The sequence below is a fragment of the Paenibacillus sp. P4_A9 genome (assembly GCF_056402415.1).
Window position 1 is genome coordinate 40,623 of record NZ_JBFUHL010000016.1, and the last position, 25,609, is coordinate 66,231.

A 25,609-nucleotide genomic window follows, 5' to 3' on the forward strand; every position below is an offset into this window, starting at 1 on the left:
CCCTATATTATATTAAGTTTGTTTCATGCAATTGCTGTTGACCCAGCTTTGTTGATATGTATTGAGCCATTAGGYCAGGGACTCTCTCATAAATAATCACCGACATATGATCCATTAACAATCCAACGGATTGCTTAAGTTCTTCTTTTCTTGGATATAAACCGGAGCAAATAACCGCGGCTCGATGTACTGGTTTTGGAAGGGGAATCGTAAGTGGAACGGCCATTCTTTGTTTTTTCACATCATAAAGTAAAACACTTATGTTATGACGTTGAAGTGATAGGTACCTTCCCCAATTTTTATCTACGGCAGCAGCCTTTTTTCCGACCCATAACCTAAAAGTTTGTTGTTGTGTAATGGGATTCGTATACATCATCAACTTATTTGTAGAATTGTCTCTTCCCTCGACAAATCGTAAACGGGTGGGATTAAACACGCTACACTTCCAATTGGGCTCGGATTCGTCGGAGTATACAAGGGAATCTTCGATCTCCTTTAAATTGGGAGCTGTAGTAAGTACTGTGTACGCAGCTGGATATTCTAATTGATACTCTAAATTTAAGCGCTCCGCCAATTGAGAAAGAATACTTTTACTTGTTGCAACTACTTTAATAATAGAGGGAAGTAACGGGATCCCCACTAATTCATCTGTTTGTATTGATACCTTAAAGAAATGTTGATTTTTTTGAGCTGATTTCAGCAGCTGTTGTAACAGGGCTTCATCTCTCCCCCCAATTAAAACAGCTTCAGGGAGACCTAATTGAGKAAGCAATACGAGCGTTGGCGGACAGACGGTTACATGCCTCGTCTCGTAATTCACTTCGCAATGTCCTAGTGCCTCTAGGTGAATTAACACTTCTGAAACCGGTCTCAATTTATGTTCATCGCTCTCCAGAAGAGGCAGCATTAGGGTCTCATAAATGGTTCTAAACTTTTCAAAAGTAACCCTACCAAGAGAGCTTATTACTGTTAAAATATCGTTAAGCATTCTTTGCCACCTCGACATATTGGTTCCATAAATCATACAGTGAATCAAACTCAAAGGTAGGCGCCTCTATGACTTTAAGCATCAAAAGAATTGCATCTTTCCATTGAGATATATTATCAAAATTACCAGTCTGGGCTACTGGCTTGCTACGGGTAATACTGTCAGAACTACAGTAATGAAGTTTCCATCTGTTTCGGCCTTCTTTTGCAATAGCCCATACTGGTTTCCATAAAAACTGTTCCCTTTCAGAATTACTCACCCAGTGAATTACTTGACCAATTTGCCTTCCAATAAAAATAATTTCATTTGACAGAAATGTAGGCAGGGAGTAATGTTCAATAACATAATCCGGACGATTGTAAACATTAGGACCAATTAAAAGTGTATCAGTATTATCAGTAGCATATCTTATTTGTTCTAAGTACTTTGATTTATTCTTAATACGAATAGCAGGTTTTACGAGCTGGAAAGTTACTTTTCTCATTTCATCCAGTTCTCCATCAACTTGCAGAACTAATGGTTCTTTTAAAGGTAACCCTGAAGGTAATGTCCAACAATCAAGTTCTGCATTATATTTTAAGGGCCTGTCATTTATTTTAAGGGTCTCTGCATGATCCGTATTCTCTAATATTGCGGTTGGTAGTACAACATCTAAGAATCGATTGCTGTTACCTAATCGAATACCACCAGATAGCCGAACTTGTACTAGGCTTGAAAATGTGAGCTCGGCGATACCATTACACGTAACTTTAGGATTTATCCCTTGAAATAGAAACCATCCTTTTGGAAGGACACTATTTGGAATTGAACCAAAAGCATCGCAAGCTTCCTTGCCCCATTTTGTAATTTTCTCAACAACATAACTGTGACATAACAACGCGAACTGAGCTCCGCGTTGCAATTGGGGGATTTCTACGTAATAGTTATTAAGACCCAATCTCTGTCCTCTTGTAAAAACACGGACATGCTTCCCTACCAACTTTGAGGACCATTTGTTATCTTTATCTTCAAAGATCCAACTTCGAGATAAGTCAATGGTTGTGATTTCTAACATCTTATTATTTTCGTCTTGAAGGACAGTAGACCAATTATGTAGGCTACCTTTACAATTAAATGTGCCCTTAACTCCAGTTGCTGTTAGTTTTAGTGGCTCCTCAGGGAATGTATTATTAGAAAAAATTCTAAAGGAAAATTTCGGACTTTTCTTAATCTTGTCATGATCTAAACAGAGAAATAGACTAGAGCGCACTTTCCCTTCAGCTTTTGATAATGTCGTGCTCGGTATCGCCCCGTTCCAATGAATAAGGTCATCTCTAATTAAGTCTATTAAGGCTTCAAAAAGTTCTCGGTATTCTTCTTCACCTTGTAATAAGCGCATGGTCCTTCTCGAAAAAATATCCTGTCCATGTTTAATTAGTAAATTAACTAAATCGTTATTAAGTGGTGGGCTGGTTGGATAAAGATCGCCTCTATGAAATAAAAGCGGGAGAGCTCGTCTTTCATTTGCAGATAAAATAGACTGAGACTGTGGAATTCCAACGTGTCTCTTATGTCCCCAAACCCTCACTGTAAATCGTCCTAAGGATTCATTCTTATCTTTTTTGCTCCATAATTCCAAGTCCCTCCATAGTAAGCCCATCTGATCAAATCTAGGATACTGCCCCTGAGTCTCTTCTTCTCCAAGCAGTTTCCGTAATTTAGGGTAATAAGCATTGGGAGAAAAATTTTCGTTGTCAGTACTGCCTACAAGCACAAATAAAGCAAGATAAGCGATGTAAGGTGGATATTGCGCGTCTTTCTTGCGCCAATCACTATAAACCGAATAAGCTTTTTGACACAAGTTTATACTTTCATCACATCTACTAAAGGGTCCTTGAATTACAGATGAAATAAAGCCTTGTAAATCCTGTCCAATTGATTTTCCAAGTTCATCAATAACTTGGTCATCTATGTACAATAATACTTCACGACCATCCATCTCGGGATAGAAAAAATGCTTTGCTATGACCATATTCCATTCTTTATATGACATTGCCAATGACCCCTTTTATAATAACACGGATGTAGGTGGGTGACTTTTCAAAAAATCCTCTAGGTCTTTCGTAAACCCCAGTTTACATAATTGCTCTAGACACTGGTTTATGGCAATTAATCCGTTTCACCTGTCAGAGCTTGCTTGAGCGCTTCGATTCGCCCTCGATTTTGATTGTAATAAGAACGAGCTTGCATCATTAATCTCATAAATAATGACTTTTTCGAGATAGGCCTTTGAATTCATCGCACATATTTCCTTTAACTGTTGGCTTTTTGAATCGTCGTCGGTTTCATTCTACAAAATGTTCGACAACAAGCGAGGATTACCTTTAATAAATCCCCTTAAAACTTTATGCTCGCGAGCATTGATCCATAGCAAAATAAAAATCAATAAATTCAAAAAAATAATGGAGCGGGTTCCCCTGCTCCCTATCACACATATTGATTGAAAAATTAAGCGCATACTTTGGCCATCGGTGACATTATAGACCTTTTTAGTCTTAGTCTTCACTGTCTTCCCTTCAACAAGAAGCTCGAATCCCTTCCAAGCTGTATCTGTTGACTTAGACGCTCGACGGTCGCTGGCTTTGCAGTCAGGTTATACACCCATCGACGGAATTCCACCTTATCTGCAGGTACTTGCGTTGGATCCCAACGCAGTTCATAATCACCGAGAAGAGAATTCTGAACACCAGTAAATCCATCACAGCCTTTCAGCATGTTTTGCCCAACAAAGCTGATTTCTGTTCAATTCGCGTGAATAAATCGGCTGGAACTACATCACTTGCCCATGAAAGCAGCGAAGATCGAAGCGAATCGGCATAGTAGGAACGGATTGGCGATCCTGTCTCTTCCTCTAAAGGAGTATTGATTTCGTTCCAGATAAACGTCCCCTTTCTCTTCTTCGAAAGAAACCGCCTGAACCGGAGCCACCACACCCAACTTCAAAGCACATCTATAGTCATTTTACCCAAGTAGACTCAGCGCTCTTTACACCTTCAACGGAGTTCTCAACGAACCGCTTAGTATGCTCGGTCGCGAGACTACCCCCCAGATCCTTCGGTCAAGGCAGCAAGCCCTTCATGACTAAATTGTCTTTCAAGTGCGAGTGCCGCACTCATCTTTGCAGCCATGAGATTAATTGCTTGCCGCGGACAAAAAAAGTCCCTACATCACTATTCACGATGATGTAGGGATACTATTTTTCAAAGACTATTTCGTTGCGTCGATTTGTTCACACTAGAAATTAAGGAATTGTCCACGACTATTCTCATTGATTAAATAATTGATAATTCGTTTCACTACATAATTTGCAGCTTCTTCGATTGAAAACATGCTTAAATCGATTTCGATTACCGGGTTCCCAGGTGTATCCTTTGTGCTAGAGCTACCTGCAAGCGGTCCGTTTACATTAACTTCAACATATTCTTTGCCAATGATGTCTCGCGCAGTTTCTCGTTCGTTACTGTTCGAGGAAACATTCGATACCAATGCAATAAGTCCAGCATCGTTCATCAACTTGGCAACCTCTGCTATTCGCTGCAACGATTCTCCTTGGCCATTCTTGAGTAACATAGTATGATGGCCTGTCGATACCAAGCGTTTTTCGACTTCCTTCGCAAGGGCCGATTGATCCGAGACAGAACCACTGAACCAAAGGGTCAATGGATTCTGACCTTTTTGCTGGGCACGAACATCTCTGGTGATTTCCGAATCTTGCTGTACAGATTTGTCAGAGCTTTGAAGGATTTGCTCAATCACTCCGCAAGCAGATGTCATATTGGTGACACGATCGATCAGAATGAATCCGCCAATACTTTTATTTTGTTCAAAAGAATCAATAACAATATTGTCAGATAAAGAAAACTCACATTTTGCCAATTCATTTTTGACAATATGATCGGTTGGAACCGTTTTTCCAGTATTAACTTCAATTTTATGCGTAATTGCCGTTACGGTACCTGGTAGGACTTTCGTTCCCACTTTGACCAGATAGTTCTTGCCTGGCGTCAGTACAGAATCATCCATCCAAAGAATCGTAGCACTAAAGCTGTCCGCCTCTTGCATCTGACTATCCTTCGTGAATACGCAGCCCCGCGAAACGTCGACTTCCCGATCCAATTGAATGGTTACGGGCTGTCCAGCATAGGCATAATCGCGATCTTGGTCTGTCACGAGGATCCGTTTGACTTTCGCCTTCTCATGACTAGGCAACGTTATCAGCTCATCGCCAACTGCGATACGCCCAGCCTCAATTTGGCCTTGGAAACCGCGGAAAGTATGATCCGGACGGCATACACGCTGAATCGGCATCATAAATTGTTTCGTATTGTCGATCTGATGAACGTCCACATTTCCCAAATACGGCAGCAATGCAAGCCCTTCGTACCAAGGGGTATTAGGCGATTTTTTCGTAATGTTATCCCCTTCTGTAGCAGAAACAGGGATCACCTGTATGCTTTGGAAGTGAAACTCAGCGGTCAACTGCAAGAATTCTTGTTTGATCGCATCAAATATCTTAGGATCAAAACCCACTAAATCCATTTTATTCACGGCTAAAACAAGATGTTTAATGCCCATAAGTGCGCAAATCCGAGTGTGGCGCTTGGTTTGGGTGATAACCCCTTTCTTTGCGTCCACAAGAATGATAGCCAGATCCGCAAAAGATGCGCCAACAGCCATGTTACGGGTATATTCTTCGTGTCCAGGCGTATCCGCTACGATGAACGAACGGTCGTCCGTCGTAAAATACCGATAAGCCACATCAATCGTAATCCCTTGTTCGCGCTCAGCCAGTAACCCATCAAGCAGTAATGAGTAGTCAATTTTGCCGCCGCGGCTGCCCAGTCTGCTATCCAACTCTAACGCTCTTTCCTGGTCGGCGAATAAAAGCTTGGCCTCATATAGCATATGTCCGATTAAGGTGGATTTTCCGTCGTCTACACTTCCGCAAGTAATAAATTTAAGCAGACTTTTCATGTTAGAAATAACCCTCCCTTTTACGTCTTTCCATACTTCCCGCAGCTTCTTGGTCAATTACCCGCGTTGTCCGTTCGGATGAGACCGCACCAAGCGTTTCTTCAATAATGGCATCGATCGTATCCGCCTCCGACTCAGCTCCCCCTGTAAGAGGATAGCAGCCTAATGTGCGGAACCGCATTTTCTTCATTTCAACTTTCTCATGAGGTTCAAGTTTCAAGCGATCATCATCCACCATGACCATATGTCCATCACGAGTGACGACGGGTCTTTCTTTTGCAAAATAGAGAGGCACAATATCAATGTTTTCTCTGCGAATGTATTGCCAGATATCTTTTTCTGTCCAGTTGGATATTGGGAAGACGCGGATGCTTTCTCCCTTATTGATTCTTGTGTTGAAAAGTTTCCACATTTCTGGCCGTTGGTTTTTCGGATCCCAGGCATGATTCTTATTCCGGAAAGAGAAAATTCGCTCCTTCGCACGCGACTTTTCCTCGTCACGTCTTCCGCCGCCGAACGCAGCTGTAAATCCGTATTTGTCCAATCCTTCTTTCAAGGCTTGGGTTTTCATAATATCCGTATACGCGGAACCATGATCGAACGGGTTGATCCCTTGATTAATCCCTTCCTGGTTGGAGTGAACAATCATGTTGATTCCGAATTCTTTTGCTTTGCGGTCGCGGAATTCAATCATTTCTTTGAACTTCCACGTTGTATCAATATGCATGAAAGAAAATGGCGGCTTCTCTGGATAAAAAGCTTTCAGCGCCAAATGCAGCATCACGGAACTATCCTTACCGATCGAATACAGCATCACGGGATTTTCACATTCCGCCGCTACTTCTCGAATAATATAAATCGCTTCAGCCTCGAGTTGATCCAGATGCGTCATTTCATCTATAGAATCAAGCATCAGTTTTTCCATGGAAAGGTGCCTCCTTTTAATCCTTACTAAATCTATCGCCTTTCTTTATATACTAACAGATTGTGGCTTTCATGCAAAGTGGGAGAAAGTGAAATTCTAACCTTTTTGTTACGCCTGCATGGAAAAGGTTCAGAAAAACGTGGGGAGTTGAACCTTAGTCATTTACCCATGAGAACATTAACTATTCTACTCATAATGAATTAAAGTTGTTACTCAATCGCCCACCTACGATGAACATTTATGGGCATGTTTTATCAAGGGGGGCTTTAAAAATCGTAAAGAAGCATAAAGAACCCGAACGATTGCTGTACCCATTGTTCGGGTTCTTTTTCTTATGGACTATAATAGTTCATTCAAAGCGTGTCCTTTTCACCAATGGCTAATAAATCACTGCTGTACCACTAGTCTTATCTATCTGTTTCATTTCGTACAAGCAGCGCTACCGACTCCACATGTGTCGTATGCGGGAACATAGGCTAGTCAGCTCTCCTCAGCCGCGTCTTGCTAAAACCTTAATTTAGAGGTTTCCCCAAGCACGGTTCTTGGGAGCACTACAGAACGGGTTTTCCATCAATCAATCCGGACTTATATCCAATTTATACTTGGTTAAACATTTTATTTCCTGTGCTATTATTGAGCCTGTCTTTAGAAAAAATGAGAAGACATGAGGAGTAGCAATATGAAATTTTTGATCGTTATTGCATGGATTTTCATTCCATATATTATGATCTTCCTTAGATGGAAGAAGATCGGCATTGTAAAAAAAGCTTTTGGTGTTTTTTGGGCCATTATCGCTCTTCTTTTCGTTTTAGGTAGCCTGCTGCCATCGCAACCAACAACGCCATTAGCTTCACCACCTTCAGTTTCAACAAAGAAACCAGTACCATTACCGACTGCTACACCTGTAGTTGAGTCAAGTGCGAGCCCTTCCGCTACACCTGAAGTAGTTGAAGCAAGCGCGAGTCCTGCTACCAATGAAGAAATAATGGCGAGCCCAGAGTCAACTACTGCACCGCAAGCAAAAGATCCGCAGACAATGGAAAGCAAGAATTATGACGTTGTTCTTCATTTCCCAGCAGATAAATACCCGGAAACAGCTTCGCATATCCAAGCCGCAATCCAAAAAGGTGAGTCGTCTATTTGCACGATTGATCGTCCCGAAGCCGACAATAACCGCGAGGAATCGCTTCAAGGCATACCAACAAAAGATGGGTATGACCGTGACGAATGGCCTATGGCGATGTGCGATGAAGGAGGAAAAGGAGCCGACATTGCTTATGTTAAGCCCTCTGATAACAGAGGCTCGGGCTCTTGGGTCGGTAATCAGCTTGAAGATTACCCGAATGGCACCCGCATAATGTTTGTTATTGATGGCGCAACTGGCACCGTTAAGGAAGTCACGAAGCAGACTCCTGTCAAATCTCCGGCTAACACTCCGGCACCGACACCAGCAAATGAAAATCAAAGTGTGAACTACGCGAATTGTTCTGCTGTTAAAGCAGCAGGCAAAGCTCCAATTCGAATAGGGGAACCAGGTTACAGCACCAAGTTAGATCGTGACAGAGATGGTATAGCTTGTGAGAAATGATACGAAGGAAATCTTTCTTATACCAGCGTTTATTTACGAATAATCCTTTTGTCAGTCGCTGCTTTAAGCCACAACGGAAATTCATTTAGAAGCTGATTATATAGAGTTTCATCGGATATGGAAGCAATATCCTCGATGTGAATAAAATTAGCATTGTCAACGATTCGACCTTCCATCGTATCCAGTTTCTTTAGGACCTCGAAGTCAGAATCTCCAATTCCGACGAACTGCCAAAACAGCGGCTTGAAAGAGGCTTCCACGATTACTTTTTTAATCGATTTTACAACTCCACCATCATTGATAAAGATAACGAAAGCAGGAAGAGGTGAGTCCTCTTCAATCGTATACTTACGAATTACGTCTTCCATTACAGGTGGCTCGTTATTACGACCAAACTTATGTATATCCTTATTGTTTAAAATATTTTTTATCACATATTGATCAAAATCTCTCTCAGTTGCGGCAGTCAGTCGACTGAATTCGTTATCATAAATCCAAACGTCCAAAGTCGCATTATCATCAAACTTACATGCAACAGCCAGTATCCGTTCGACGACCTCCTGAACTGTTCCGTTCTTGTACAAGAGCTGCATAGATCCGGAGATGTCGAGCACTAAGCCAACTCTAGCTGCAACATGATTCATTTTTTTCTTTTCTAATGTGATCTGAACGATCTTCTTGCGTAGATCGATAGAGGAAAGGACAGGTTTCTCCTCAATTTTAACAATTTCTTGCGAAACTTCCTGCTCGATCACTAAACCAAAGTTCGTGCATAACGCCTCTAATCCACCAAAAAATCCGCTACCAATCGCGGTAAATTTCCATTCCCCATTGTGCCTGTATAGCTCCCCAACGACTATTGCTGTTTCTTTCGACAGATCTGTTCCATATTCATAACGAAATAGTTCTTCGTAACGATCGGCATCCATTAGTCTTACATACATATTTGAGACATCCTTCATGCTATATCCGTACTTTTCACCTTCATGAATAGTTAGAGAGAACGCAATTTTCGCAGCACTATCGGGAAGTTTTGATAGACATATTTTTATCGTCTCTTTGTCTACCCCATTTACTTGAATATGAGTTATTGCCCCTCCCAACGCGTTCGAATTGCCATAAAATATAAAGTCTTCATCCTTTTCGCAACGGTTTTTATTCGATAATACAAAACAGGAAGCATCTATGCTCACTCTTGAATCTGTAGACCAACCGAATTGCAGTTTTAGGTTTGACAAGTCTTTTCCCTTTGTAACATCTATCTTTTGTCCTTTTGTCAGAAGCATTATATATCTCCTTAAAATAATACTAATTCAGATGTTAGTTTATTTACTTCCTACTTTCCATCGTAAACCCCAATTATAAGCCTTGTCCAAATTCGCGATGACCCTTAAAATGACGTACGACTTTTTCAATGCTAAACGTTTCATCATTAATATTTTGAATCAACGCAATAGCACACTTAGGGAGATTATTGTCATGCTCATCCAGTTTTACAACGATATCGGGTCCGCCATTTTGAGTGATGGTAACAACCCTTTGGATAAAATGATGGACAAAGTTATCTCGCCTTTCTCTATTTGGAATATTGAAATATTGATTCGAAAATAAAAGCTTTCCTGTTTAATCTCATAGATTTTTTTAAATCTGGATATATCATCTGTATTTTTTAAAATAAATATCATCCCTTTTTTGTAACTACTTGAGTTACCTAAATCTTACAGGAAACTTTTAATCCCTCATTCGTAGGATTCCTTTGCCCTGATTTTCTCCTCCTAAAGATGTTGGAGAAATGCACATGAAGACATATCAAGAGGGATATAATAAAGCCCAGAGCGAATTTCTTTTGAAACAGAAGAAACTGGAAAAGGCACAACGTAAAGCCGAGCAAGAACAAATGAGGGCGCAACAACGCGCGGAACAAGAACGGCTGCGCAGAGAACAACAAGAAAGCGAAAGAAAAGAAGTGGGAAGATTACTATCTCTAGTAATGAATAGCAGAGAAGGATATTCTCAATACGAATACAATGAGGTTCAAAAAAATAGACAATTCTTCCAATCTCTAATGAGTAGGTATTTGAACCAAATGAAAAAGCTCTGTGAGTTTGATAAATCAAGTAAAGTTAATTGGTTTAAAGATGGATTTTTGGAACGAGGTCAACGGATTCAGTATGGTAAAAGAAGTTTAGAGTTTGACGAAATGTTTGATCAGGAACAGATGAAAAAAGTAGGTAACATTATTTTAACCAATTCAACAACACGAGGTTCCACGTAAAAGTGTGATCCCGAGTCGCCCCTGTTACGAACGGCTAAAACCTGATAGAAATTGTAAAAGTACATGAAATGAAGATGAACAGGGATGTGTATAATGAAAATTTTAAAAGCAATAGGATGGATATTTATTCCTTACATAATGCTTCCGTTCACTTGGAGGGGATTATCCAAACCTAAAAGGGTTGCAGCGATTATCTGGAGTCTTATTCTTCTTTTCTCTTCATGTGGCATGTTAATACCGACGACAACTCCGAGTCCAACACCGATTTCGAGTCCAACACCGACTCCAAGTCCAACACTGACTCCAAGTCCAAGTCCAACACCGACTCCAAGTCCAACACCGACTCCAAGTCCAAGTCCAACACCGACTCCAAGTCCAAGTCCAACACCGACTTCGAGTCCAACACCGAGTCCAACACCAACACCAACACCAACACCAACACCAACACCAGACCCAACGCCAAAACCAGACCCAACGCCGAGACCAGACCCAACACCGAAACCAGAACCAACATCAAAACCAGCTGCATATTACAAAAACTGTACTGCAGCGAAGAATGCAGGTGTTGCCCCGCTCCATAAGGGTGAACCAGGCTATGGAAGTCACCTTGATCGTGACGGAGATGGCATTGCATGTGAAAAGTAATTCAAAATAACCGTAACGCGGGACCCGTTTTAAGTCGGGTCCCGGCCGATAAGCTTGAAAATGTGTTTTTCTATAGAACAAGAAATAAGGATAAAAATAAGACGCTAGGATAAATTCTCTCCTAGCGTCATTTTACGTTTTTTATGATTTTATACGCTAGAACGCTGTATTACAAACTGTATCACACCAAAAACCCTTATATATCAAGTGTTTTGACTGCTGTATCATTCAAGACCAGTAACGCTACATTTTCTACGTGCGTCGTATGCGGGAACATATCCACCGGCGTCACCTCCGCGACGCCGTACCCGCCATCGACCAGCACGCGCAGGTCGCGCGCGAGTGTCGATGCGCTGCACGACACGTACACCACGCGCTGCGGCCGCAGCTCGAGGATGGTCGCCAGCAGCGCCGGGTCGCACCCCTTGCGCGGCGGGTCCACCACGATCACGTTGGGCCGAACGCCCTGACGTGTCCACTCCGGCAGGACGACCTCGGCGGGTCCTGCCTCGAAGTGCACGTTCGTCATGCCGTTTAACTCGGCATTCTTACGTGCATCCGAGATCGCCTCCTCGACGATCTCGACGCCGTACACCTGTCCTGCGCGCTGCGCCAGGAACAGGGAGATCGTGCCGATGCCGCAGTAGGCATCGACGACCGTTTCGCCGCCTGTCAAAGCGGCGTACTCAAGTGCCTTCCCGTACAAGACTTCCGTCTGGACGGGGTTCACTTGAAAGAAGGATCGCGCGGAAATGGCAAATTTCACTTCGCCGATATAGTCATAGATGACCTCGTTGCCCCATAGGACGCGCGTCTCATCTCCAAAAATAACATTGGTCTGTCTCACGTTAATGTTATGACAAATGCTCTTCACCGCAGGCAGAGCCTCGCGAATGCCTGCAATCCACTCATCCGCACGCGGAATCTCGGTCCCATTGGTCACTAACACGACCATGACCTCGCCCGTGCGGAAGCCGACTTTGACGACGACATGGCGCAGCAGTCCAGTCCCTGTCTCTTCACTATACGCGCGGATTCCTAACCGCGAGCCAATCTCTTTCACCCGTGCAACAACTTCATCGTTAGCCTCGTGTTGTATCAGACAAGCCTCCATATCGATGATGCGATGGCTACCCTGCGCATAGAATCCGCCGATGAGGCCTCCTCGCTCTTCCCCAAACGGAACCTGAGCCTTGTTCCGATACCGCCACGGATCGGTCATCCCGAGCGTGGGATGAACAACAATTCCTTGATCTTGATCTTGATCTTGATCTTGATCTCGACCTTGCCCATCATCTTCACGCTCTTGTACCTCCGCGACAGCCCGACCAATCCTCGGCTCACCCGCCACCTGCAGCTTCCCAATCCGCTGCAAATTATCCACGACCTGCTGACGCTTCACGCCCAGCTGAGCCTCATAACTCAAATGCTGCAGCTGACAGCCGCCGCACTCATCATAAATGCTACAGTCGGGATCCACGCGATCCGGACTCACTGCCAGCAGCTCCACCAAGCCAGCATACCCATACTGCTTTTTCAAATGATTCACCCGTACAAGCGCACGCTCACCTGGCAGCGCCCCCGCGACAAAAAGGGTAAAGCCGTTCACACGGCCCACCCCTTCGCCATCATGGCTGATCCCGATGATCTCAGCCTCATATTGCTGCCCGATTTGCACAGGCAAGCCCGCCATCCAAGCTGGCACTTCTTTTGCTCTATTTCTATTTCCTACCGACTTGCCACTACCTCTATGTTTACCTGGCGCAGAGCCAGATGTACCTTTTGTTTTCATAATAACCTCACTTCATATTTAACCTGCCAAGTGGGAGGGTTGGGTAGGTTCTCAAACCCTACTCATGATCATCATGCCCATTCCCATGCCCTCTCAACTGAAACGGCGTGGTCAATGTATCAAAAAACTTCTTTTTATAAATCGACTGCCCGGACTCATCGACGATCACCTGCAAGTGTCCCTGCAAATTCGTCATCACGCAAGGCAATGTCCCGCCAAACTCACCGTCAAGATTCAGCTGAACGTAGTCAGGGGAGTTAATTTCGATATGATTCGTCTGAAAATAGATCAAATTCGGGTCACTCAAATGCTCGCCGCGCAGCGCAAGTGTGACGATGCGGATGAATTCTGCGAGGTTACATTTCCGCAAAATGATCACATCGAACATACCATCATTCATGCTGGCTTCAGGAGCTAGCTTCTCGAAACCGGCTACGGAGTTGGTGTTGCCCACGAGGAAGAGCATAACTTCTTCATGCATCTCGCGATCGCCAGCTTTAATATAGAGCTCGATTGGCTTCAGCCTAGGCAGCTTCTCGATTCCCTTCATATAATAGGCCAATTGGCCGATCATGGTTTTGAGCTTGCTCGGGACTTCATACGTCAGCTCGGTCATCGAGCCGCCCCCGGCGATATTGATGAAGTAGCGGTTGTTGATTTTGCCTACATCGATAGCGGTTGAGTACTGCTGAATGATGAGATCGCAGGCATACTCCAAGTTCTTGGGGATACCGAGCGCACGCGCAAAATCATTCGTCGTCCCGAGCGGCAAAATGCCTAGCGGAGGTCTGCCTTCTTTCTCGGCCATGCCGTTGACGACTTCACAGATCGTGCCATCGCCGCCCGCCGCGATAATTAAATCGAACCCGCGTCTTACCGCCTCGGCGGCTGCAAGTGTAGCATCTCCTTCACCGATGGTCGCATGAGTGGATACTTCAAACCCGCCGCGCTCTAAGCGTTGGAGGATTTCGGGTAATCTTTTTTTCATTTCTTCCCGGCCTGAAGTCGGATTATAGATCAATCGTGCTCGTTTGACCACTGTGTTCATCCCCTGTTCACTTTATGGGAATACGGAGGCAATCTGCCCCTCAATCCATTTGGAAATTAGCGGACTAGGCAACAACGCCTGTCCATGATATTGATAATCGAACCCTTCCAAACGGGAAGGAATCACTTTACTCGTAAAATACCCTTCACTGAGAAAAAGCGGTGCAACGATCACTTTATACGACGGCTTTTCGCGCGCCCACCAAGCCATCTTCTCTGCTAGTTGATCCGGCAAAAGCATCGCAATATCCGCCTCGGCAAAGCCGCCGAGCTCTTTCACCCGCTTCGCTAGCTGCTCTAACCCTTGGCGCCACCTCTGGTGGAAGCCTTCTTCTTTACTACCATGCCCCACCAAAAGGAGGACCTCCTCCTCAGGTGACACGGAAAGCTCTTTTATTTTGCTATAAATAATAGCTGCAATATCCGGATGATCATCGATCGGCGAAGTGAAGTGGATCCGCGCGCGAATATCCATGAGCTCCATGTCGGTTTCGAGCAACGGCTCTGCAATAACACCTAACGCGTAGCTAATCTCATCGATATGTGTACTCCCAGAGGACACAAACAGTGGAACGACGATGATGTCGGTCACGCCCTGCTCCTGTAAGCTGGTTATCCCATCTTGTATCAATTTACCCTCGACTAACTCCAGATATGATGCATAAATGGGCATGAAATCAGGCATCCGAACTGCATTCACGGCATCCTCGACCAGTTGAACCCAGCCTGTATCACGGGATCCATGGCTAATGACAAGCACACCATACTTACTCATTCAAACTTCCCCCACCCGTACGAACTAAGCCTATCTTCCTATGCTAACGAATGTGTTCCGCTATGTCAATTTGAAGCTTCCTTAAACAGGAAAAACCCCGCATTACACGAGGTAATACAGGATTCGGTATTGCAATTATTTAACGACCTAAACGATCCAATGTCAGTACATAACCATCGTTCCCGTAATTCAGGCACCTTTTGACCCGCGAAATGGTTGCTGTAGAAGCTCCTGTTTCCGCTTCGATCTGGTTATACGTACATCCCTTGCGCAGCATACGAGCTACTTCAAGACGTTGCGATAGCGACTGAATCTCATTCACGGTACACAAGTCATCAAAAAAGACGTAACACTCTTCAATATCCTTCAATGTTAGTACAGCTTCAAAAAGCTGGTCTATGGCTTTATCATTTAATTTTTTTAATTGCATCTGCTGTCAACTCCCGGTCAAAAAGCATGTTAGCTCATAGGTTCTCTAAGCTCCTGTGTATCATTCGACACGTCCCAAGCAATTCCTTCCTTTAGGATAGCAGAACTTTAAAATTTCTATGCGTTAATTGGCTAAATAGCAACAAATCGCGGGCACCCGTGACATTCGTCCATACCAAAGGTAGGCAAGTGACATATCCTGTAGGAGACAAATCTGATAAAAAGGATCGTGAATCCTAGTGACCAACCCAAGACAACAAATTATTGGTAATGGCGGAAATCGTCCTGAAGTAGTTGAAACAAGGAGCTTAACCCTTCCAGGTGAAGGCTTTAGTCAATACCCAGGCTTAGGCGGAGGTTTTGGAGGAGGCGGTGGTGGCGGTTTCTTCGGCGGCCCTCCTGCTGGCGGAAATACCGGTGGCGGATTATTTGGCGGCGGCGGTGGCGGCAATACAGGCGGCGGTCTCTTCGGCGGTGGCGGTGGTAATGCCGGTGGTGGCGGCGGTAACTTCCTAGGTAATCTCCTTGGAGGCGGTGGTGGCGGCAATGCCGGCGGTGGCGGTGGTGGTAATTTCCTAAGCAATCTCCTTGGCGGCGGTGGTGGTGCTGGAGGTTCTTCGAACCCGCTTAGCGGCTTAAATATGAAGCAAATCTCTGGCTTCGTCGAGCGGATGGGTGGTATTGACGGCATCATCGGAACGATGGGCAAGGTTCAGAAGTTCATGTCTACTTTTCAACAAATGGCACCAATGGTGAAAACCCTCATAGGTTCCATCGGCAAAGGGAAAGCAGGTGGTGATGTAGAGGAGGTCTTCCGTCCGAAACGCAAACGCCGTAAGAAATCTGGCACAGCCAAAAGACGCAAAGGCGGCTCCCGATCCGGCACGGCGAAGCGCAAGCGCAGATAGTTCGTGGTGATGGGGCGTGAGGTCGCCCCATTCCCCACCTACCAGACATGGCATGGTATTATTTAGGAGCTAAGCGGCTTAAATGCGCTTAGCTCCTTTGTGTTTGACTTCCTTTCCGGATGCTCCGTTAGTCCGATATCTACGAATTAAACCGAGGATTCCTTTTTAAAAAGGACAAATAGTCCGATTCTACCGAATTATCTACCCAATTTCCTTGCGCAAGGGATGTTTGGGTCGATTTAGTTCGGCTATTTCGGACTAAATAAGATTTATTGACGCCGACAGTGAGATTAATTCGATAATTTCGGACTAAACCGACTAACTTGATTATGAAAGAGGCCTGTAGCTTTTATACCGTTTGAAACTGACTCGCATTTCAAAAATAGTTACTTTTGAGTCAGCCGCCTGACGAAGAGGTACTCGACACGTTGGCGCCACTCTAGGCCACCCCCTACTCCACCTTCAACTTCGTCCCCTCCGGCACGATCTGCACCCACGTGTTGCCCGGCAGCAGCGGCACTTCCTTGCCGTCGCTGGCGTAGGCGCGGAGCATGCCGTTTTTGCGTTCCCATGTGATCGCTTGGGACATGCCTTCTTGGAAGATCATCCCCTTGTTCGGTCCGAACACATCAACAATTCGGCGCCCCTCTTTGTCGATGATCTGATGCTTGCTCTCTAGGACAAGCAAGTTCTTCGTCTGCAGCTGCTTCCCAGTCTCCTTGTCGAGATGCGGTTTGCCTTCCATCGAGCGCTTGTACACACCGCCTGCAGTATCGTAGTCATAGGAAGCGAAATACCCCATGAGATAGGGGATTTGAATATAATGAACGGCTGCGCCCGTGAGTTTACTTTGTCCTGCCTTGGCGAACGTGAGCAAAGGCCCGTTCCATTCGGTGCGGAACTTGCGCGCCTCGGCACCTTTTTTCATTTTATCCACAGAGGTATACAGGTTGTGCGGTGCCTTACGATCGGTGGAGCGCCAATAGTAGGCGCCATCGCCATAGACTTCGTCGAGATGGGACAGCTTGCGGCCAGCCATCATATCCATCGCATCCTGACTCCAGCCAGCATGCACGATAATCGCATCCAGCGCGTCACCGATCTCCACAAAATAAGGTCGAATGCTGCGCACAGGACCGATCGCTCCAGCAGCTTGGCTCTGGAATACAGAGACGAATCTAGTAATCTCGCCCTCGGCAAGGATCTCATAGACGATGTCTGCTTGATCGAGGCCGGATTGGGGCCGGGCTTGTGGGGCATTTTCGACCATGACCATATAGGGACGAGTCTTCACTTCGTGATCGGTTGGCAAACCAGTTAACGGGAATTTGAAAGGGAGCTGCTGAGCTTCCACAGTTGTGGTCGTAGGCTGCGACGCAGGCGATGGGGTTGCCGAAGCCGTCACGGTGATGGCTTGCGGGTTTTCCGCAGGCGAGGCTGCAGGCTCATTGCTGCAAGCCGTCATCATTAAAGCAACCCAGCCAAGGACAAGCGTAATGCTTAGCGTTTTTGTAGGAAATATCATCTGCAATTGTTTCAAAGCGACACCTCGTTATCTCTGATTCTAGTGTACATGCTTTAAGTATATGCTAGAGACATGACTAATAGAATCATTGGAGGTTTTTCCGCTATTTACTCAAAATATCCATCCATATTTTAACCGTTGTTGCTACAATGAGCGCAGCCAAAATCCACTGAAGCAGCTTAGCGTTCAATTTCTTACTGATTTTCGCTCCAATTGGAGCTGCGATGGTACTTGCAATAACCATTACAATCGACGGGACAAGAAGCATATGTCCTCCCGCTACTTTTCCGGCGGTTGAGCCGATGGAGGAGATAAAGGTAATAGCTAGGGAAGAAGCAATAGCTACACGTGTCGGAATTTTCAGAATGACCAGCATGACAGGTACGGTAATAAACGCGCCCGCCGCACCAACGATACCCGAAACGACTCCTATGATGGCCGCGAAGATCGCCGCAACCGGTTTATTGAACTTCACCTTGGCAAAGTCCATATCTTCCTGTCCTTTTTTCGGAAGAAACATCATAACCGCTGCGATTAGCGCTAGAACTGCATAGGTAGTGTTAATGAACGAGTCGGATAGAAATTTGGAACCATACCCCCCAATAAAGCTACCGATAACAATGGTTCCCCCCATAATGAATACAAGGGATTTATTGATATACCCCCCTTTTCGAAAGGCCATCATACCAGAAAGTGTCGCGAAAAAGACTTGAACCGCACTAATTGCTGATACTTCATGAGCCGTAAATGCCATAAACCCCAAGGCTGGCGGGATATATAGTAGCATCGGATACTTAATGATAGATCCTCCAATGCCAACCATACCGGAGATTAGTGATCCAATAAATCCAATACCGAATAATAAAATGATCCATCCATAATCCATCACGTTCTCCTCCTATCTGAAACGATCTCCGTTCTACATGAGATCCTTGATCATTTTTGTAAGTTCATTTTTGGGCTGTAGTCCAATCATCATAGCTGCCATCTTGCCATCTTTAAAAAGCTTCATTGTGGGAATACTCATGATATGCTGCTCTCTTGCCGTCATTGGATTATCATCGACATTAACTGTTACAATAACCGCACGATCATGTAATTCTTCGCTCAATTCCTGCAGCATAGGTGCAACCAGCCGACAGGGCCCACACCAATCTGCGTAAAAATCGACGAGTACAGGAACTTTAGATTTCATTACTTTTTCTTCAAAATCACGATCCGAGACTTGAATTAATGCCATCTGCAAGACCTCCTTGCGTCTTCATGACTCAAATTAGCTATGCCTATTTGGTTATTTTCCCATCCCAAGACATTATTCCACCTTGCAAGTGGGCAAGATTTCGGAAACCATTCTTGTGGAGAATTCGTGCTGCTTGTTTGCTTCTCATTCCGCTGCGACAATACAGATAAACATTTTTATCTATGGGGATCTCCCCAAGTCGTTGTTTAAGTTGAGATAAGGGAATGTTTTTCGCTCCTGCAATATAACCTTGTTTTACTTCACCGGGTTCACGAACATCAATCAATATGCGATTAAGGTTTAGCTTTAACTCACCTTGAAATTGTTCGGGCGTTAAATTCTTAAGACCTTTGATGCCGACGAATCGGGCATACACAAACCAGACGAGAAGAAGCACTATCGCGATATTAAAAATGGCGTTATAAGACATATTCAAGACCTCATTTCCTGGTGTTTACCCTTTTCCATTTAAATAAATAAATTCACTTTGGCATCTGCTGCGTCACCTAAATAAGCAGCGACCCCTGCATACTCGATACCATCGAGCAGTTCTTCCTTATGCAACCCAAGCAGGTCCATCGTCATCGTACAAGCCACCATCTTAACCCCTTGCTCTTGAGCTAATTCAATGAGTTGCGGCAATGTCAATGCATTATGCTTTTTCATCACATGCTTGATCATCTTGGGACCTATCCCTCCGAAATTCATTTTGGATAACCCCAGCTTGTTCGCTCCGCGCGGCATCATTTTGCCGAACATGGACTCCAGCCATCCTTTTTTGATCAGAACAGATTCATCCTTACGCAGCGCATTTAGTCCCCAAAAGGTGAAGAACATCGTTACTTCATGGTCATAAGCAGCTGCACCATTGGCAATAATAAAAGCTGCAATAGCCTTATCCAATTCTCCGCTAAAAAGTACAATCGTTGATTTTTCTTTATTTTCTATCATGAAAATCATCCTCTCTTTGTTTACACACACATATACATATACCGCGGTATATGTATTAAATTTGGCGAAAAAAGCTAAAAATGTACAAACAAATTCGCAGTAGAGCTTCGTTTAACAACCATTTTAAAGGGACTTTCTCGTACGGATATTCTGAAACAATCTTACTTTCTGGTGTGGTAGCTTTTCAATTTTCATTAGCCCTTTTTAACAATAAAGGTAAATACGCCATTGTCTTCTTTGGAATCAATCAATTCATGCTTCGTTTGGTTAACCCATGCTTGGAAATCCTTCATGGAACCTTTATCGGTTGTTTGCAACTCCATGATTTGTCCTGGTTCTAAGGAATCTATCCCTTTCTTCGCTTTAACAATCGGCATTGGACAAGCAAGTCCTTTTGCATCTACAACTAAATTTGCCATTATGATGATCTCTCCTTATTTGTTTGAAATGTTAACCGCAATAATAGGGATGATTTCCCCTTAGAAATTCAAGCTTACTTGGGCATCAAAAGCAAAGTCTAAGAATGTCGCGGCGCCCCCAAGTTCAATACCGTCAATAAAATGCTCCTTCTCCAATCCCATGACATCGATTGTCATCTGACAACCGATAAGGCGGACTCCCGATTCTTTGGCGATATCTATGAGGTCTTTCACTGATGGAACATTTGCTTTCTTAAAGCCTTCCACTAGACCTTCATTTCCCGGTTTAAGCTTCAGCATTTGTTCCGATTCCTTATGAATGATGGACAATCCTTCGAAAGTAAAGAAGATGGCCACCTCTGCATCCAACGCCGCTGCCGCTGTTGCGATGTTCAAAACTTTGTATGCTGTCTCCAAACCACCCGTTGATGCTATAAGCGCTACTTTTTTATTCGTCATGTGTTTTCGTCTCCTTTTTGGTTGTTAATCTTGTTCTTGATCATAAATCCATTCAGTCATACCAGGTGTTACATTACGAACATGAAGAAACCCTTTGTCCGATAAGATTTGGCAGGCCATATCGCTTCTATTTCCAGTCCGGCATACAACATAATAGGCTTTACCTGGATCAAGCTCGGTTAATTTCTCTTCAAATTGACCTAGAGGGATCGAAATGGCTCCTGGAATACGTCCAAATGCATATTCAGCAGGTTCACGAACATCTAGGATATACATCTCTTCGCCTGACGAAATTTTTGTTTGAACTTCGTCATTTGAAGCGGTATGTGGATATTTTTTTTCTGCCTTCGTATCCGCGGGTTCGGCTTTGCGGATAAAATGGTGAAACACGCCGTTTTCTTCTTTTAACCCAAGGTACTGGTGTCCCGTACGACTGGCCCAACTCTTCAGGTCAGCTATTGAGCCTTTATCTGTTGCGCGCACTTCCAATACTTCGCCTGGGTTCATTTCATCCATCGCTTTCTTGGTTCGAACGACTGGCAGCGGACAGGCAAGTCCTTCACATTCGATCAGACGATTCACTTGCAGTGTAGTCATGAACATAACCTCCATTTATTTAAAATACTTATTTACCGTAAGCCATTTCCCCGGTCCATCGGGACATGCCTCCTGGCATGTTAAGTACGTTATAACCCATCGAAGATAGGAATTCACATGCCTGTCCGCTTCGGTTACCGCTGCGACAGACGACGATTGTTTCTAGTTTTTGATCCAATTCGTTGAGCGCTCTTGCGATTTGCCCTAGCGGAATATGCTTAGCACCTGGAATATGACCAGACTCCCACTCATCAGATTCCCGCACATCCAGAATGACTATATTTTCTTTCCCATTGATCCGACTTAGCACTTCTTCCGGCATTTGTTCTTTATACATAGCTGTACGCCTCCTTTGGTTTAAGCATCATGAACCGCGCAACGATTAGGCCCAATCTCCATATCTCTTTGTTCCTCGTCAGTTGGCGTAATCTTCCCCATATTCGTCAGGCGAATGTCTTGGTATGCATTAGGCTGAGGAGGCAAATTCTCAGTTACGGTACGACGGAAGGTTGATTCATCGTGTATATTCAGACCTTGATTTACCTTATAGAGATCGCCAAGACGGGCAGAAACCTGACCTCCTTCTCCTAACTCTGTCACTTGGCCGAAATGGGCGGGAAGCACGATTAAATCTTCGGATAACTGCTTATAGCGTTCATACAATGTTGTTCTAAGGTCTGTTACCCAGTCCTCTGCTTTGCCCGCGAGATCAGGACGACCAATTGATTTTACGAATAAAATGTCTCCCGAAAGCAAGAATTGATTGTCAACGATTAATGAAGTGCTTCCGATCGTATGCCCAGGCGAATAAATGGGTTGAATGTGAATTTCGGTATCGCCTACTACAATGCGGTTTCCTTCCTCCAGCTTCTCATAATGAAACACCACTTCATCTGCATCCTTAGGCGGTAGCCAATATGTGCCTCCTGTTTTTTCAGCTAATTGCCGCCCACCTGAGATGTGATCAGCGTGAAGATGCGTATCCAACGTATGTTTAATGGTTACATTTTTATCTTTAGCAAAATTTTCAAAAACTTCTGTCATTCGGACGCCGTCAATGACCGCCGCTTCACCGTTCGAGATGACCATATAGGACAAGCAGCCTTTACCCACGCGGATAAATTGATAAATTTCTCCACCATCTTTCAAATCACCGACTTTAACGGGCTCCAGATGCTCACTCCAGGATTTCATGCCGCCTACCAAGTAAGAAACTTTTTGTTTCCCTTGTTCGATCAATTGTTCCCCAACAAATTTCGAAGAACCTTCCTTCGCACAGACGACCAAGATTTCCTTATCATCGGGAACTTGATCTAGAATGGCTTCTACCCCATCAATCAAATCAAAATAAGGTGTATTCATTGCCTGTACATGTTTGCCTTCGATTTTCCAATCTTGAAAGTCGCTTTCGTTACGCACATCCAAAATAAAAATCGACTCGTTGTTTAGAACTTTTTTCGATAATTCTGCCGCACTCATTGCTTGCAATTGAACTTGCTTTAACATGTTATTTCCTCCCTAGAGTGAATTAGATTGAAATTCAGAATTACAACCAATATACCCTATGGGGTATATTTTTGAGCAAAAAAAAGGGCATTACTCCAACTTATTAAACCATCATTTCATGATTATTAATGTTGATTTGCGATACTTATACCCGTTTGGGTATGTGTATACTATAATAAAACTTTTACTTTTCGTCAACCCCTATTCTCTATCAAATAATGACATCTCGAACCCCACTAGGCTTTCCTACATATACTGATCTAAAACTAAATCAATGGAGGATCACCAATGTATTGGATATATCCGTATGATTACCGCAACAACTTTCAGCCCGTGTGGAATGTAGGATATCAGCAAGCTTTAGAATTAATTAAATCTTCGGTGCAAGACGAACGGAACGATGAATTGTTTTATGATGAATTGATCAAACTCGCTCCTACGCCTGCACAGGCCGCAATCATAACAACCATACGTAATGATGAACGCAGTCATAACGCCATGTTTCGCGGCATGTATCGCGAGATGACCGGTCATGATGTCTATGGGGTAAGCGATGAGCAGTACCAACCTATACGTACGTATTCAGAAGGCATTCAAAAAGCCCTTCAAGGCGAATTATCAGCGGTAGAGAAATATCGTAAAATCTGGTTCGGGCTCCCTTATGGCATCTATAAGGATACGGTCTATGGTATTATCCTCGATGAGCTCAAACATGCAAGCAAATATAATTATTTGTTTACTTTGAATCGGTAGAACAAGCATAGCCTAAGCACTCGGAAGCCATATTAAGTACAGACATGTATTCCTAGTGAAAGAAGGCGAGACCATGTTGGCCATGTTAGGAAAGTTACTCTTAAAGTTCTTGATAAATGGCATCATCATTGTTCCCATCTTGATGTACCTTACGGATGCTACATTTATGGGAGCACTTAGTGCTACGTATACGTTTACCCTCGTTACCTACGTCGTTGTTGATCAACTGTTTTTAAGACTTACGAATAACATTGCCGCTGTACTAGCGGATATGTTATTAACTTTCGCCTTCTTCTGGCTGGTGGAAAGGCATTTCTACGACTGGTCCCTAACTTTTACAGATATGGCGATCGTAGCTGTTGCTTATGGTGTTATGGAGTTCTTCCTGCATGTTTATTTTCAAAAGGACAGAGGCCGAATCGGGCGGACTAGCTTTCATGAATAAAGACAAAAAAGTCATTAACCTACTTATAGGCTAATGACTTTTTCCTTATTGTGTTTGCTTGCCCCTCCAGGACATGATGCCGCCCTTCAGATGAGACAGCTCGCTAAAGCCATTTCTCCGCAGCATTCTCGCGGCTTGTTTGCTCCTCATACCACTCCGACAGTATAGGTAGATCTGACGGTCCTTAGGGATTTCGCTCAATCTCTTACCCATTGAGGACAAAGGGATATTCACCGCCCCTGGGATGTACCCTTGCTTCACTTCGCCAGGCTCACGCACATCAATGAGAACAGACTTGTCCTTGTCCGCCGCCATAGCATCCTGAAATTGTTCGGACGAAAGATTGCGCAGCCCTTTGACCCCTGCAAAGCGGGAATAAAAGAACCAAACAATAAAACCTAACGCTACGAGATTGAAAATCATATTACCATCCATAACCTGCCTCTTTTCTTAAGCACACATTAACGGCTCTTAACTAACAACTCTATTGCTTGCTTGACCATCTTGCTTGTGTCCCTACCAGCTTCTTTTTCCTCCATAATGCAACTCTCCAAATTGACAGCAACTATGGTGGCAATCGTTTTATCCGCAGCGCTGCGGACAGCAGAAATTTGGCTCACGACATCTTTACAATCCTGTTCTTCCTCCATCATGCGCAAAATCCCACGAATCTGGCCTTCCATACGCCTTAAACGTTTCTTCACATCATCATCATATTCCATAGACAGCCTTCCTTCCCTATACCTGTATAGGTATATTATTGCCCATGTTACTCATAAAAACAATATGGAATCATTGCATGTACCAGTGTTGCTATGCAGGGACATCAACGTATAATAGAGATGGTTTCATCTAAAATGTGCGGACCAAAGGAGATAGCATGTCGATTCCTACTGATCAAGTATCTATTATCTTATTCGATGGTGTTTGCCTGCTTTGCAGTAATGCGGTGCAGTTCATCCTACGAAACGACCCGAAGGGCGTGTTTCACTTCGCTACTCTCCAGTCGGAGACAGGACAAAGACTGCTCGCCAAGCACAAGCTGCCCCAAGATCAACTAAGCACCATTGTGCTGATCCAAAGTAAGCACGCTTATACACGCAGCTCAGCTACCCTGCGTATTGCTCGTCGCTTGCGGGGCGCTTGGCCACTAGCCTACGCGGCCATCGTGATTCCGGCTCCGATCCGAAACCTCGGATACAACATCATCGCGCGCAACCGCTATCGTTGGTTCGGCCAGACCGAGCACTGCATGCTGCCAAAGCCGGAGCATAAGGGTCGGTTTTTGGATTAAGCGGGCATCCACCCTGCCTAAAATGCAAATGTGCA

Annotated in this window: 29 protein-coding genes and 3 pseudogenes; 9 read left to right on the top strand and 23 right to left on the bottom strand. The window is 44.3% G+C overall.

Features of this window, described 5'->3' with window-relative positions:
* Positions 1–7: 7 nt before the first annotated feature.
* The 5 genes from AC1DVJ_RS13515 to cysD all read right to left on the bottom strand — a co-directional run bounded on the left by AC1DVJ_RS13515 (position 8) and on the right by cysD (position 6,926).
* The gene (locus tag AC1DVJ_RS13515) at positions 8–988 is read right to left on the bottom strand and encodes a hypothetical protein (RefSeq protein ID WP_477591471.1); all 981 of its coding nucleotides are present in this window, start codon (positions 986–988) and stop codon (positions 8–10) included.
* The gene (locus tag AC1DVJ_RS13520) at positions 981–3,020 is read right to left on the bottom strand and encodes a hypothetical protein (RefSeq protein ID WP_477591472.1); all 2,040 of its coding nucleotides are present in this window, start codon (positions 3,018–3,020) and stop codon (positions 981–983) included. The genes AC1DVJ_RS13515 and AC1DVJ_RS13520 overlap by 8 nt, the downstream gene beginning before the upstream one ends.
* 509 nt (positions 3,021–3,529) lie before the next feature.
* On the bottom strand, positions 3,530–3,742 hold the full coding sequence (locus AC1DVJ_RS13525; protein WP_477591474.1) for a hypothetical protein: 213 nt from the start codon (positions 3,740–3,742) through the stop codon (positions 3,530–3,532).
* A 519-nt stretch (positions 3,743–4,261) separates the two neighbouring features.
* Positions 4,262–6,001 carry a GTP-binding protein gene (locus AC1DVJ_RS13530; protein ID WP_477591476.1) on the bottom strand — a complete coding sequence of 580 codons (1,740 nt, stop codon included), beginning with the start codon at positions 5,999–6,001 and terminating at the stop codon, positions 4,262–4,264.
* Between the two features lies 1 nt (position 6,002).
* Positions 6,003–6,926 (bottom strand): sulfate adenylyltransferase subunit CysD, encoded by a 924-nt coding sequence (gene cysD, locus AC1DVJ_RS13535; protein WP_477591477.1) that lies wholly within the window; start codon positions 6,924–6,926, stop codon positions 6,003–6,005.
* 985 nt (positions 6,927–7,911) lie between these two features.
* Here cysD and AC1DVJ_RS13540 point away from each other — a divergent pair.
* Together AC1DVJ_RS13540 and AC1DVJ_RS13545 are read left to right on the top strand one after the other, a co-directional pair.
* Positions 7,912–8,298: pseudogene (locus tag AC1DVJ_RS13540) on the top strand (NucA/NucB deoxyribonuclease domain-containing protein); the annotation flags it as partial.
* On the top strand, positions 8,284–8,514 hold the full coding sequence (locus AC1DVJ_RS13545; RefSeq protein ID WP_477591558.1) for an excalibur calcium-binding domain-containing protein: 231 nt from the start codon (positions 8,284–8,286) through the stop codon (positions 8,512–8,514). The pseudogene AC1DVJ_RS13540 and the gene AC1DVJ_RS13545, both read left to right, overlap by 15 nt.
* Before the next feature lie 29 nt (positions 8,515–8,543).
* Here the strand turns inward: AC1DVJ_RS13545 and AC1DVJ_RS13550 are convergent, their stop codons facing one another.
* Positions 8,544–9,158, bottom strand: coding sequence for a vWA domain-containing protein (locus AC1DVJ_RS13550; protein WP_477591560.1), 615 nt, complete (start codon positions 9,156–9,158; stop codon positions 8,544–8,546).
* A 129-nt stretch (positions 9,159–9,287) separates the two neighbouring features.
* Positions 9,288–9,800: pseudogene (locus AC1DVJ_RS13555) on the bottom strand (TerD family protein); the annotation flags it as partial.
* 193 nt (positions 9,801–9,993) lie between these two features.
* Here AC1DVJ_RS13555 and AC1DVJ_RS13560 point away from each other — a divergent pair.
* The 3 genes and pseudogenes from AC1DVJ_RS13560 to AC1DVJ_RS13570 all read left to right on the top strand — a co-directional run.
* Positions 9,994–10,125, top strand: a complete 132-nt coding sequence (locus AC1DVJ_RS13560; RefSeq protein ID WP_477591479.1) for a hypothetical protein — start codon at positions 9,994–9,996, stop codon at positions 10,123–10,125.
* A 187-nt stretch (positions 10,126–10,312) separates the two neighbouring features.
* A complete protein-coding gene (locus tag AC1DVJ_RS13565) occupies positions 10,313–10,789 on the top strand; it encodes a hypothetical protein (RefSeq protein ID WP_477591480.1) in 477 nt (158 codons plus the stop codon).
* 522 nt (positions 10,790–11,311) lie between these two features.
* Positions 11,312–11,434, top strand: a pseudogene (locus AC1DVJ_RS13570) (excalibur calcium-binding domain-containing protein); the annotation flags it as partial.
* Between the two features lie 196 nt (positions 11,435–11,630).
* On the opposite strand, the gene rlmD reads toward AC1DVJ_RS13570, so the two are convergent.
* The 4 genes from rlmD to AC1DVJ_RS13590 all read right to left on the bottom strand — a co-directional run bounded on the left by rlmD (position 11,631) and on the right by AC1DVJ_RS13590 (position 15,478).
* On the bottom strand, positions 11,631–13,127 hold the full coding sequence (rlmD, locus tag AC1DVJ_RS13575) for a 23S rRNA (uracil(1939)-C(5))-methyltransferase RlmD (protein ID WP_477591482.1): 1,497 nt from the start codon (positions 13,125–13,127) through the stop codon (positions 11,631–11,633).
* A 157-nt stretch (positions 13,128–13,284) separates the two neighbouring features.
* Positions 13,285–14,214 (bottom strand): diacylglycerol kinase, encoded by a 930-nt coding sequence (locus tag AC1DVJ_RS13580; protein ID WP_477591562.1) that lies wholly within the window; start codon positions 14,212–14,214, stop codon positions 13,285–13,287.
* A gap of 72 nt (positions 14,215–14,286) precedes the next feature.
* Positions 14,287–15,048 (bottom strand): sirohydrochlorin chelatase, encoded by a 762-nt coding sequence (locus AC1DVJ_RS13585; RefSeq protein WP_477591484.1) that lies wholly within the window; start codon positions 15,046–15,048, stop codon positions 14,287–14,289.
* Between the two features lie 139 nt (positions 15,049–15,187).
* Positions 15,188–15,478: a YerC/YecD family TrpR-related protein gene (locus AC1DVJ_RS13590; RefSeq protein WP_029198698.1), complete on the bottom strand. Its 291-nt coding sequence runs from the start codon at positions 15,476–15,478 to the stop codon at positions 15,188–15,190.
* 238 nt (positions 15,479–15,716) lie between these two features.
* On the opposite strand from AC1DVJ_RS13590, the gene AC1DVJ_RS13595 reads away from it, so the two are divergent.
* Positions 15,717–16,385: an aminotransferase gene (locus AC1DVJ_RS13595; protein WP_477591486.1), complete on the top strand. Its 669-nt coding sequence runs from the start codon at positions 15,717–15,719 to the stop codon at positions 16,383–16,385.
* Positions 16,386–16,836: 451 nt separating this feature from the next.
* Here the strand turns inward: AC1DVJ_RS13595 and AC1DVJ_RS13600 are convergent, their stop codons facing one another.
* From AC1DVJ_RS13600 to AC1DVJ_RS13645, 10 genes are all read right to left on the bottom strand, one after another.
* On the bottom strand, positions 16,837–17,925 hold the full coding sequence (locus AC1DVJ_RS13600; RefSeq protein ID WP_477591488.1) for a DUF3048 domain-containing protein: 1,089 nt from the start codon (positions 17,923–17,925) through the stop codon (positions 16,837–16,839).
* 88 nt (positions 17,926–18,013) lie between these two features.
* Entirely contained in the window at positions 18,014–18,796 is a 783-nt protein-coding gene (locus AC1DVJ_RS13605; RefSeq protein WP_477591490.1) for a sulfite exporter TauE/SafE family protein, read from the bottom strand.
* A gap of 33 nt (positions 18,797–18,829) precedes the next feature.
* The gene (gene trxA, locus AC1DVJ_RS13610; protein WP_477591492.1) at positions 18,830–19,150 is read right to left on the bottom strand and encodes a thioredoxin; all 321 of its coding nucleotides are present in this window, start codon (positions 19,148–19,150) and stop codon (positions 18,830–18,832) included.
* 43 nt (positions 19,151–19,193) lie between these two features.
* Positions 19,194–19,580 carry a rhodanese-like domain-containing protein gene (locus tag AC1DVJ_RS13615; RefSeq protein WP_477591493.1) on the bottom strand — a complete coding sequence of 129 codons (387 nt, stop codon included), beginning with the start codon at positions 19,578–19,580 and terminating at the stop codon, positions 19,194–19,196.
* 38 nt (positions 19,581–19,618) lie between these two features.
* Positions 19,619–20,101, bottom strand: coding sequence for a DsrE/DsrF/DrsH-like family protein (locus tag AC1DVJ_RS13620; protein ID WP_477591495.1), 483 nt, complete (start codon positions 20,099–20,101; stop codon positions 19,619–19,621).
* A 194-nt stretch (positions 20,102–20,295) separates the two neighbouring features.
* Positions 20,296–20,520, bottom strand: a complete 225-nt coding sequence (locus AC1DVJ_RS13625) for a sulfurtransferase TusA family protein (protein ID WP_477591496.1) — start codon at positions 20,518–20,520, stop codon at positions 20,296–20,298.
* A gap of 60 nt (positions 20,521–20,580) precedes the next feature.
* Positions 20,581–20,979, bottom strand: coding sequence for a DsrE/DsrF/DrsH-like family protein (locus tag AC1DVJ_RS13630; protein WP_477591497.1), 399 nt, complete (start codon positions 20,977–20,979; stop codon positions 20,581–20,583).
* Positions 20,980–21,003: 24 nt separating this feature from the next.
* Complete coding sequence (locus AC1DVJ_RS13635) at positions 21,004–21,576, bottom strand: sulfurtransferase TusA family protein (protein ID WP_477591499.1); 573 nt, start codon at positions 21,574–21,576, stop codon at positions 21,004–21,006.
* Positions 21,577–21,604: 28 nt separating this feature from the next.
* Positions 21,605–21,913 carry a rhodanese-like domain-containing protein gene (locus AC1DVJ_RS13640; protein WP_477591501.1) on the bottom strand — a complete coding sequence of 103 codons (309 nt, stop codon included), beginning with the start codon at positions 21,911–21,913 and terminating at the stop codon, positions 21,605–21,607.
* A 20-nt stretch (positions 21,914–21,933) separates the two neighbouring features.
* The gene (locus tag AC1DVJ_RS13645) at positions 21,934–23,082 is read right to left on the bottom strand and encodes an MBL fold metallo-hydrolase (protein ID WP_477591503.1); all 1,149 of its coding nucleotides are present in this window, start codon (positions 23,080–23,082) and stop codon (positions 21,934–21,936) included.
* A gap of 288 nt (positions 23,083–23,370) precedes the next feature.
* On the opposite strand from AC1DVJ_RS13645, the gene AC1DVJ_RS13650 reads away from it, so the two are divergent.
* Both AC1DVJ_RS13650 and AC1DVJ_RS13655 read left to right on the top strand, forming a co-directional pair.
* Entirely contained in the window at positions 23,371–23,835 is a 465-nt protein-coding gene (locus AC1DVJ_RS13650) for a ferritin-like domain-containing protein (protein WP_477591505.1), read from the top strand.
* Between the two features lie 73 nt (positions 23,836–23,908).
* A complete protein-coding gene (locus AC1DVJ_RS13655; RefSeq protein ID WP_477591506.1) occupies positions 23,909–24,280 on the top strand; it encodes a DUF2512 family protein in 372 nt (123 codons plus the stop codon).
* Positions 24,281–24,325: 45 nt separating this feature from the next.
* Here AC1DVJ_RS13655 and AC1DVJ_RS13660 read toward each other — a convergent pair whose 3' ends face one another.
* Together AC1DVJ_RS13660 and AC1DVJ_RS13665 are read right to left on the bottom strand one after the other, a co-directional pair.
* Positions 24,326–24,715 carry a rhodanese-like domain-containing protein gene (locus AC1DVJ_RS13660; protein WP_477591508.1) on the bottom strand — a complete coding sequence of 130 codons (390 nt, stop codon included), beginning with the start codon at positions 24,713–24,715 and terminating at the stop codon, positions 24,326–24,328.
* Between the two features lie 26 nt (positions 24,716–24,741).
* On the bottom strand, positions 24,742–25,002 hold the full coding sequence (locus AC1DVJ_RS13665) for a metal-sensitive transcriptional regulator (RefSeq protein ID WP_477591510.1): 261 nt from the start codon (positions 25,000–25,002) through the stop codon (positions 24,742–24,744).
* Positions 25,003–25,160: 158 nt separating this feature from the next.
* On the opposite strand from AC1DVJ_RS13665, the gene AC1DVJ_RS13670 reads away from it, so the two are divergent.
* Positions 25,161–25,574 (top strand): thiol-disulfide oxidoreductase DCC family protein, encoded by a 414-nt coding sequence (locus tag AC1DVJ_RS13670; RefSeq protein ID WP_477591511.1) that lies wholly within the window; start codon positions 25,161–25,163, stop codon positions 25,572–25,574.
* The last annotated feature ends 35 nt before the right edge of the window (positions 25,575–25,609 follow it).

What these genes read in the sequence shown, in the direction of transcription:
- AC1DVJ_RS13520 (WP_477591472.1), bottom strand. Translation starts at nt 3,020, where the DNA reads ATGTCATATAAAGAATGGAATATGGTCATAGCAAAGCATTTTTTCTAT.
- AC1DVJ_RS13525 (WP_477591474.1), bottom strand. Translation starts at nt 3,742, where the DNA reads ATGCTGAAAGGCTGTGATGGATTTACTGGTGTTCAGAATTCTCTTCTC.
- AC1DVJ_RS13530 (WP_477591476.1), bottom strand. Translation starts at nt 6,001, where the DNA reads ATGAAAAGTCTGCTTAAATTTATTACTTGCGGAAGTGTAGACGACGGA.
- cysD (WP_477591477.1), bottom strand. Translation starts at nt 6,926, where the DNA reads ATGGAAAAACTGATGCTTGATTCTATAGATGAAATGACGCATCTGGAT.
- AC1DVJ_RS13545 (WP_477591558.1), top strand. Translation starts at nt 8,284, where the DNA reads ATGTTTGTTATTGATGGCGCAACTGGCACCGTTAAGGAAGTCACGAAG.
- AC1DVJ_RS13550 (WP_477591560.1), bottom strand. Translation starts at nt 9,158, where the DNA reads ATGAATCATGTTGCAGCTAGAGTTGGCTTAGTGCTCGACATCTCCGGA.
- AC1DVJ_RS13560 (WP_477591479.1), top strand. Translation starts at nt 9,994, where the DNA reads ATGCTCATCCAGTTTTACAACGATATCGGGTCCGCCATTTTGAGTGAT.
- AC1DVJ_RS13565 (WP_477591480.1), top strand. Translation starts at nt 10,313, where the DNA reads ATGAAGACATATCAAGAGGGATATAATAAAGCCCAGAGCGAATTTCTT.
- rlmD (WP_477591482.1), bottom strand. Translation starts at nt 13,127, where the DNA reads ATGGCGGGCTTGCCTGTGCAAATCGGGCAGCAATATGAGGCTGAGATC.
- AC1DVJ_RS13580 (WP_477591562.1), bottom strand. Translation starts at nt 14,214, where the DNA reads ATGAAAAAAAGATTACCCGAAATCCTCCAACGCTTAGAGCGCGGCGGG.
- AC1DVJ_RS13585 (WP_477591484.1), bottom strand. Translation starts at nt 15,048, where the DNA reads ATGAGTAAGTATGGTGTGCTTGTCATTAGCCATGGATCCCGTGATACA.
- AC1DVJ_RS13590 (WP_029198698.1), bottom strand. Translation starts at nt 15,478, where the DNA reads ATGCAATTAAAAAAATTAAATGATAAAGCCATAGACCAGCTTTTTGAA.
- AC1DVJ_RS13605 (WP_477591490.1), bottom strand. Translation starts at nt 18,796, where the DNA reads ATGGATTATGGATGGATCATTTTATTATTCGGTATTGGATTTATTGGA.
- trxA (WP_477591492.1), bottom strand. Translation starts at nt 19,150, where the DNA reads ATGGCATTAATTCAAGTCTCGGATCGTGATTTTGAAGAAAAAGTAATG.
- AC1DVJ_RS13615 (WP_477591493.1), bottom strand. Translation starts at nt 19,580, where the DNA reads ATGTCTTATAACGCCATTTTTAATATCGCGATAGTGCTTCTTCTCGTC.
- AC1DVJ_RS13620 (WP_477591495.1), bottom strand. Translation starts at nt 20,101, where the DNA reads ATGATAGAAAATAAAGAAAAATCAACGATTGTACTTTTTAGCGGAGAA.
- AC1DVJ_RS13625 (WP_477591496.1), bottom strand. Translation starts at nt 20,520, where the DNA reads ATGGCAAATTTAGTTGTAGATGCAAAAGGACTTGCTTGTCCAATGCCG.
- AC1DVJ_RS13630 (WP_477591497.1), bottom strand. Translation starts at nt 20,979, where the DNA reads ATGACGAATAAAAAAGTAGCGCTTATAGCATCAACGGGTGGTTTGGAG.
- AC1DVJ_RS13635 (WP_477591499.1), bottom strand. Translation starts at nt 21,576, where the DNA reads ATGACTACACTGCAAGTGAATCGTCTGATCGAATGTGAAGGACTTGCC.
- AC1DVJ_RS13640 (WP_477591501.1), bottom strand. Translation starts at nt 21,913, where the DNA reads ATGTATAAAGAACAAATGCCGGAAGAAGTGCTAAGTCGGATCAATGGG.
- AC1DVJ_RS13645 (WP_477591503.1), bottom strand. Translation starts at nt 23,082, where the DNA reads ATGTTAAAGCAAGTTCAATTGCAAGCAATGAGTGCGGCAGAATTATCG.
- AC1DVJ_RS13650 (WP_477591505.1), top strand. Translation starts at nt 23,371, where the DNA reads ATGTATTGGATATATCCGTATGATTACCGCAACAACTTTCAGCCCGTG.
- AC1DVJ_RS13655 (WP_477591506.1), top strand. Translation starts at nt 23,909, where the DNA reads ATGTTGGCCATGTTAGGAAAGTTACTCTTAAAGTTCTTGATAAATGGC.
- AC1DVJ_RS13660 (WP_477591508.1), bottom strand. Translation starts at nt 24,715, where the DNA reads ATGGATGGTAATATGATTTTCAATCTCGTAGCGTTAGGTTTTATTGTT.
- AC1DVJ_RS13665 (WP_477591510.1), bottom strand. Translation starts at nt 25,002, where the DNA reads ATGGAATATGATGATGATGTGAAGAAACGTTTAAGGCGTATGGAAGGC.
- AC1DVJ_RS13670 (WP_477591511.1), top strand. Translation starts at nt 25,161, where the DNA reads ATGTCGATTCCTACTGATCAAGTATCTATTATCTTATTCGATGGTGTT.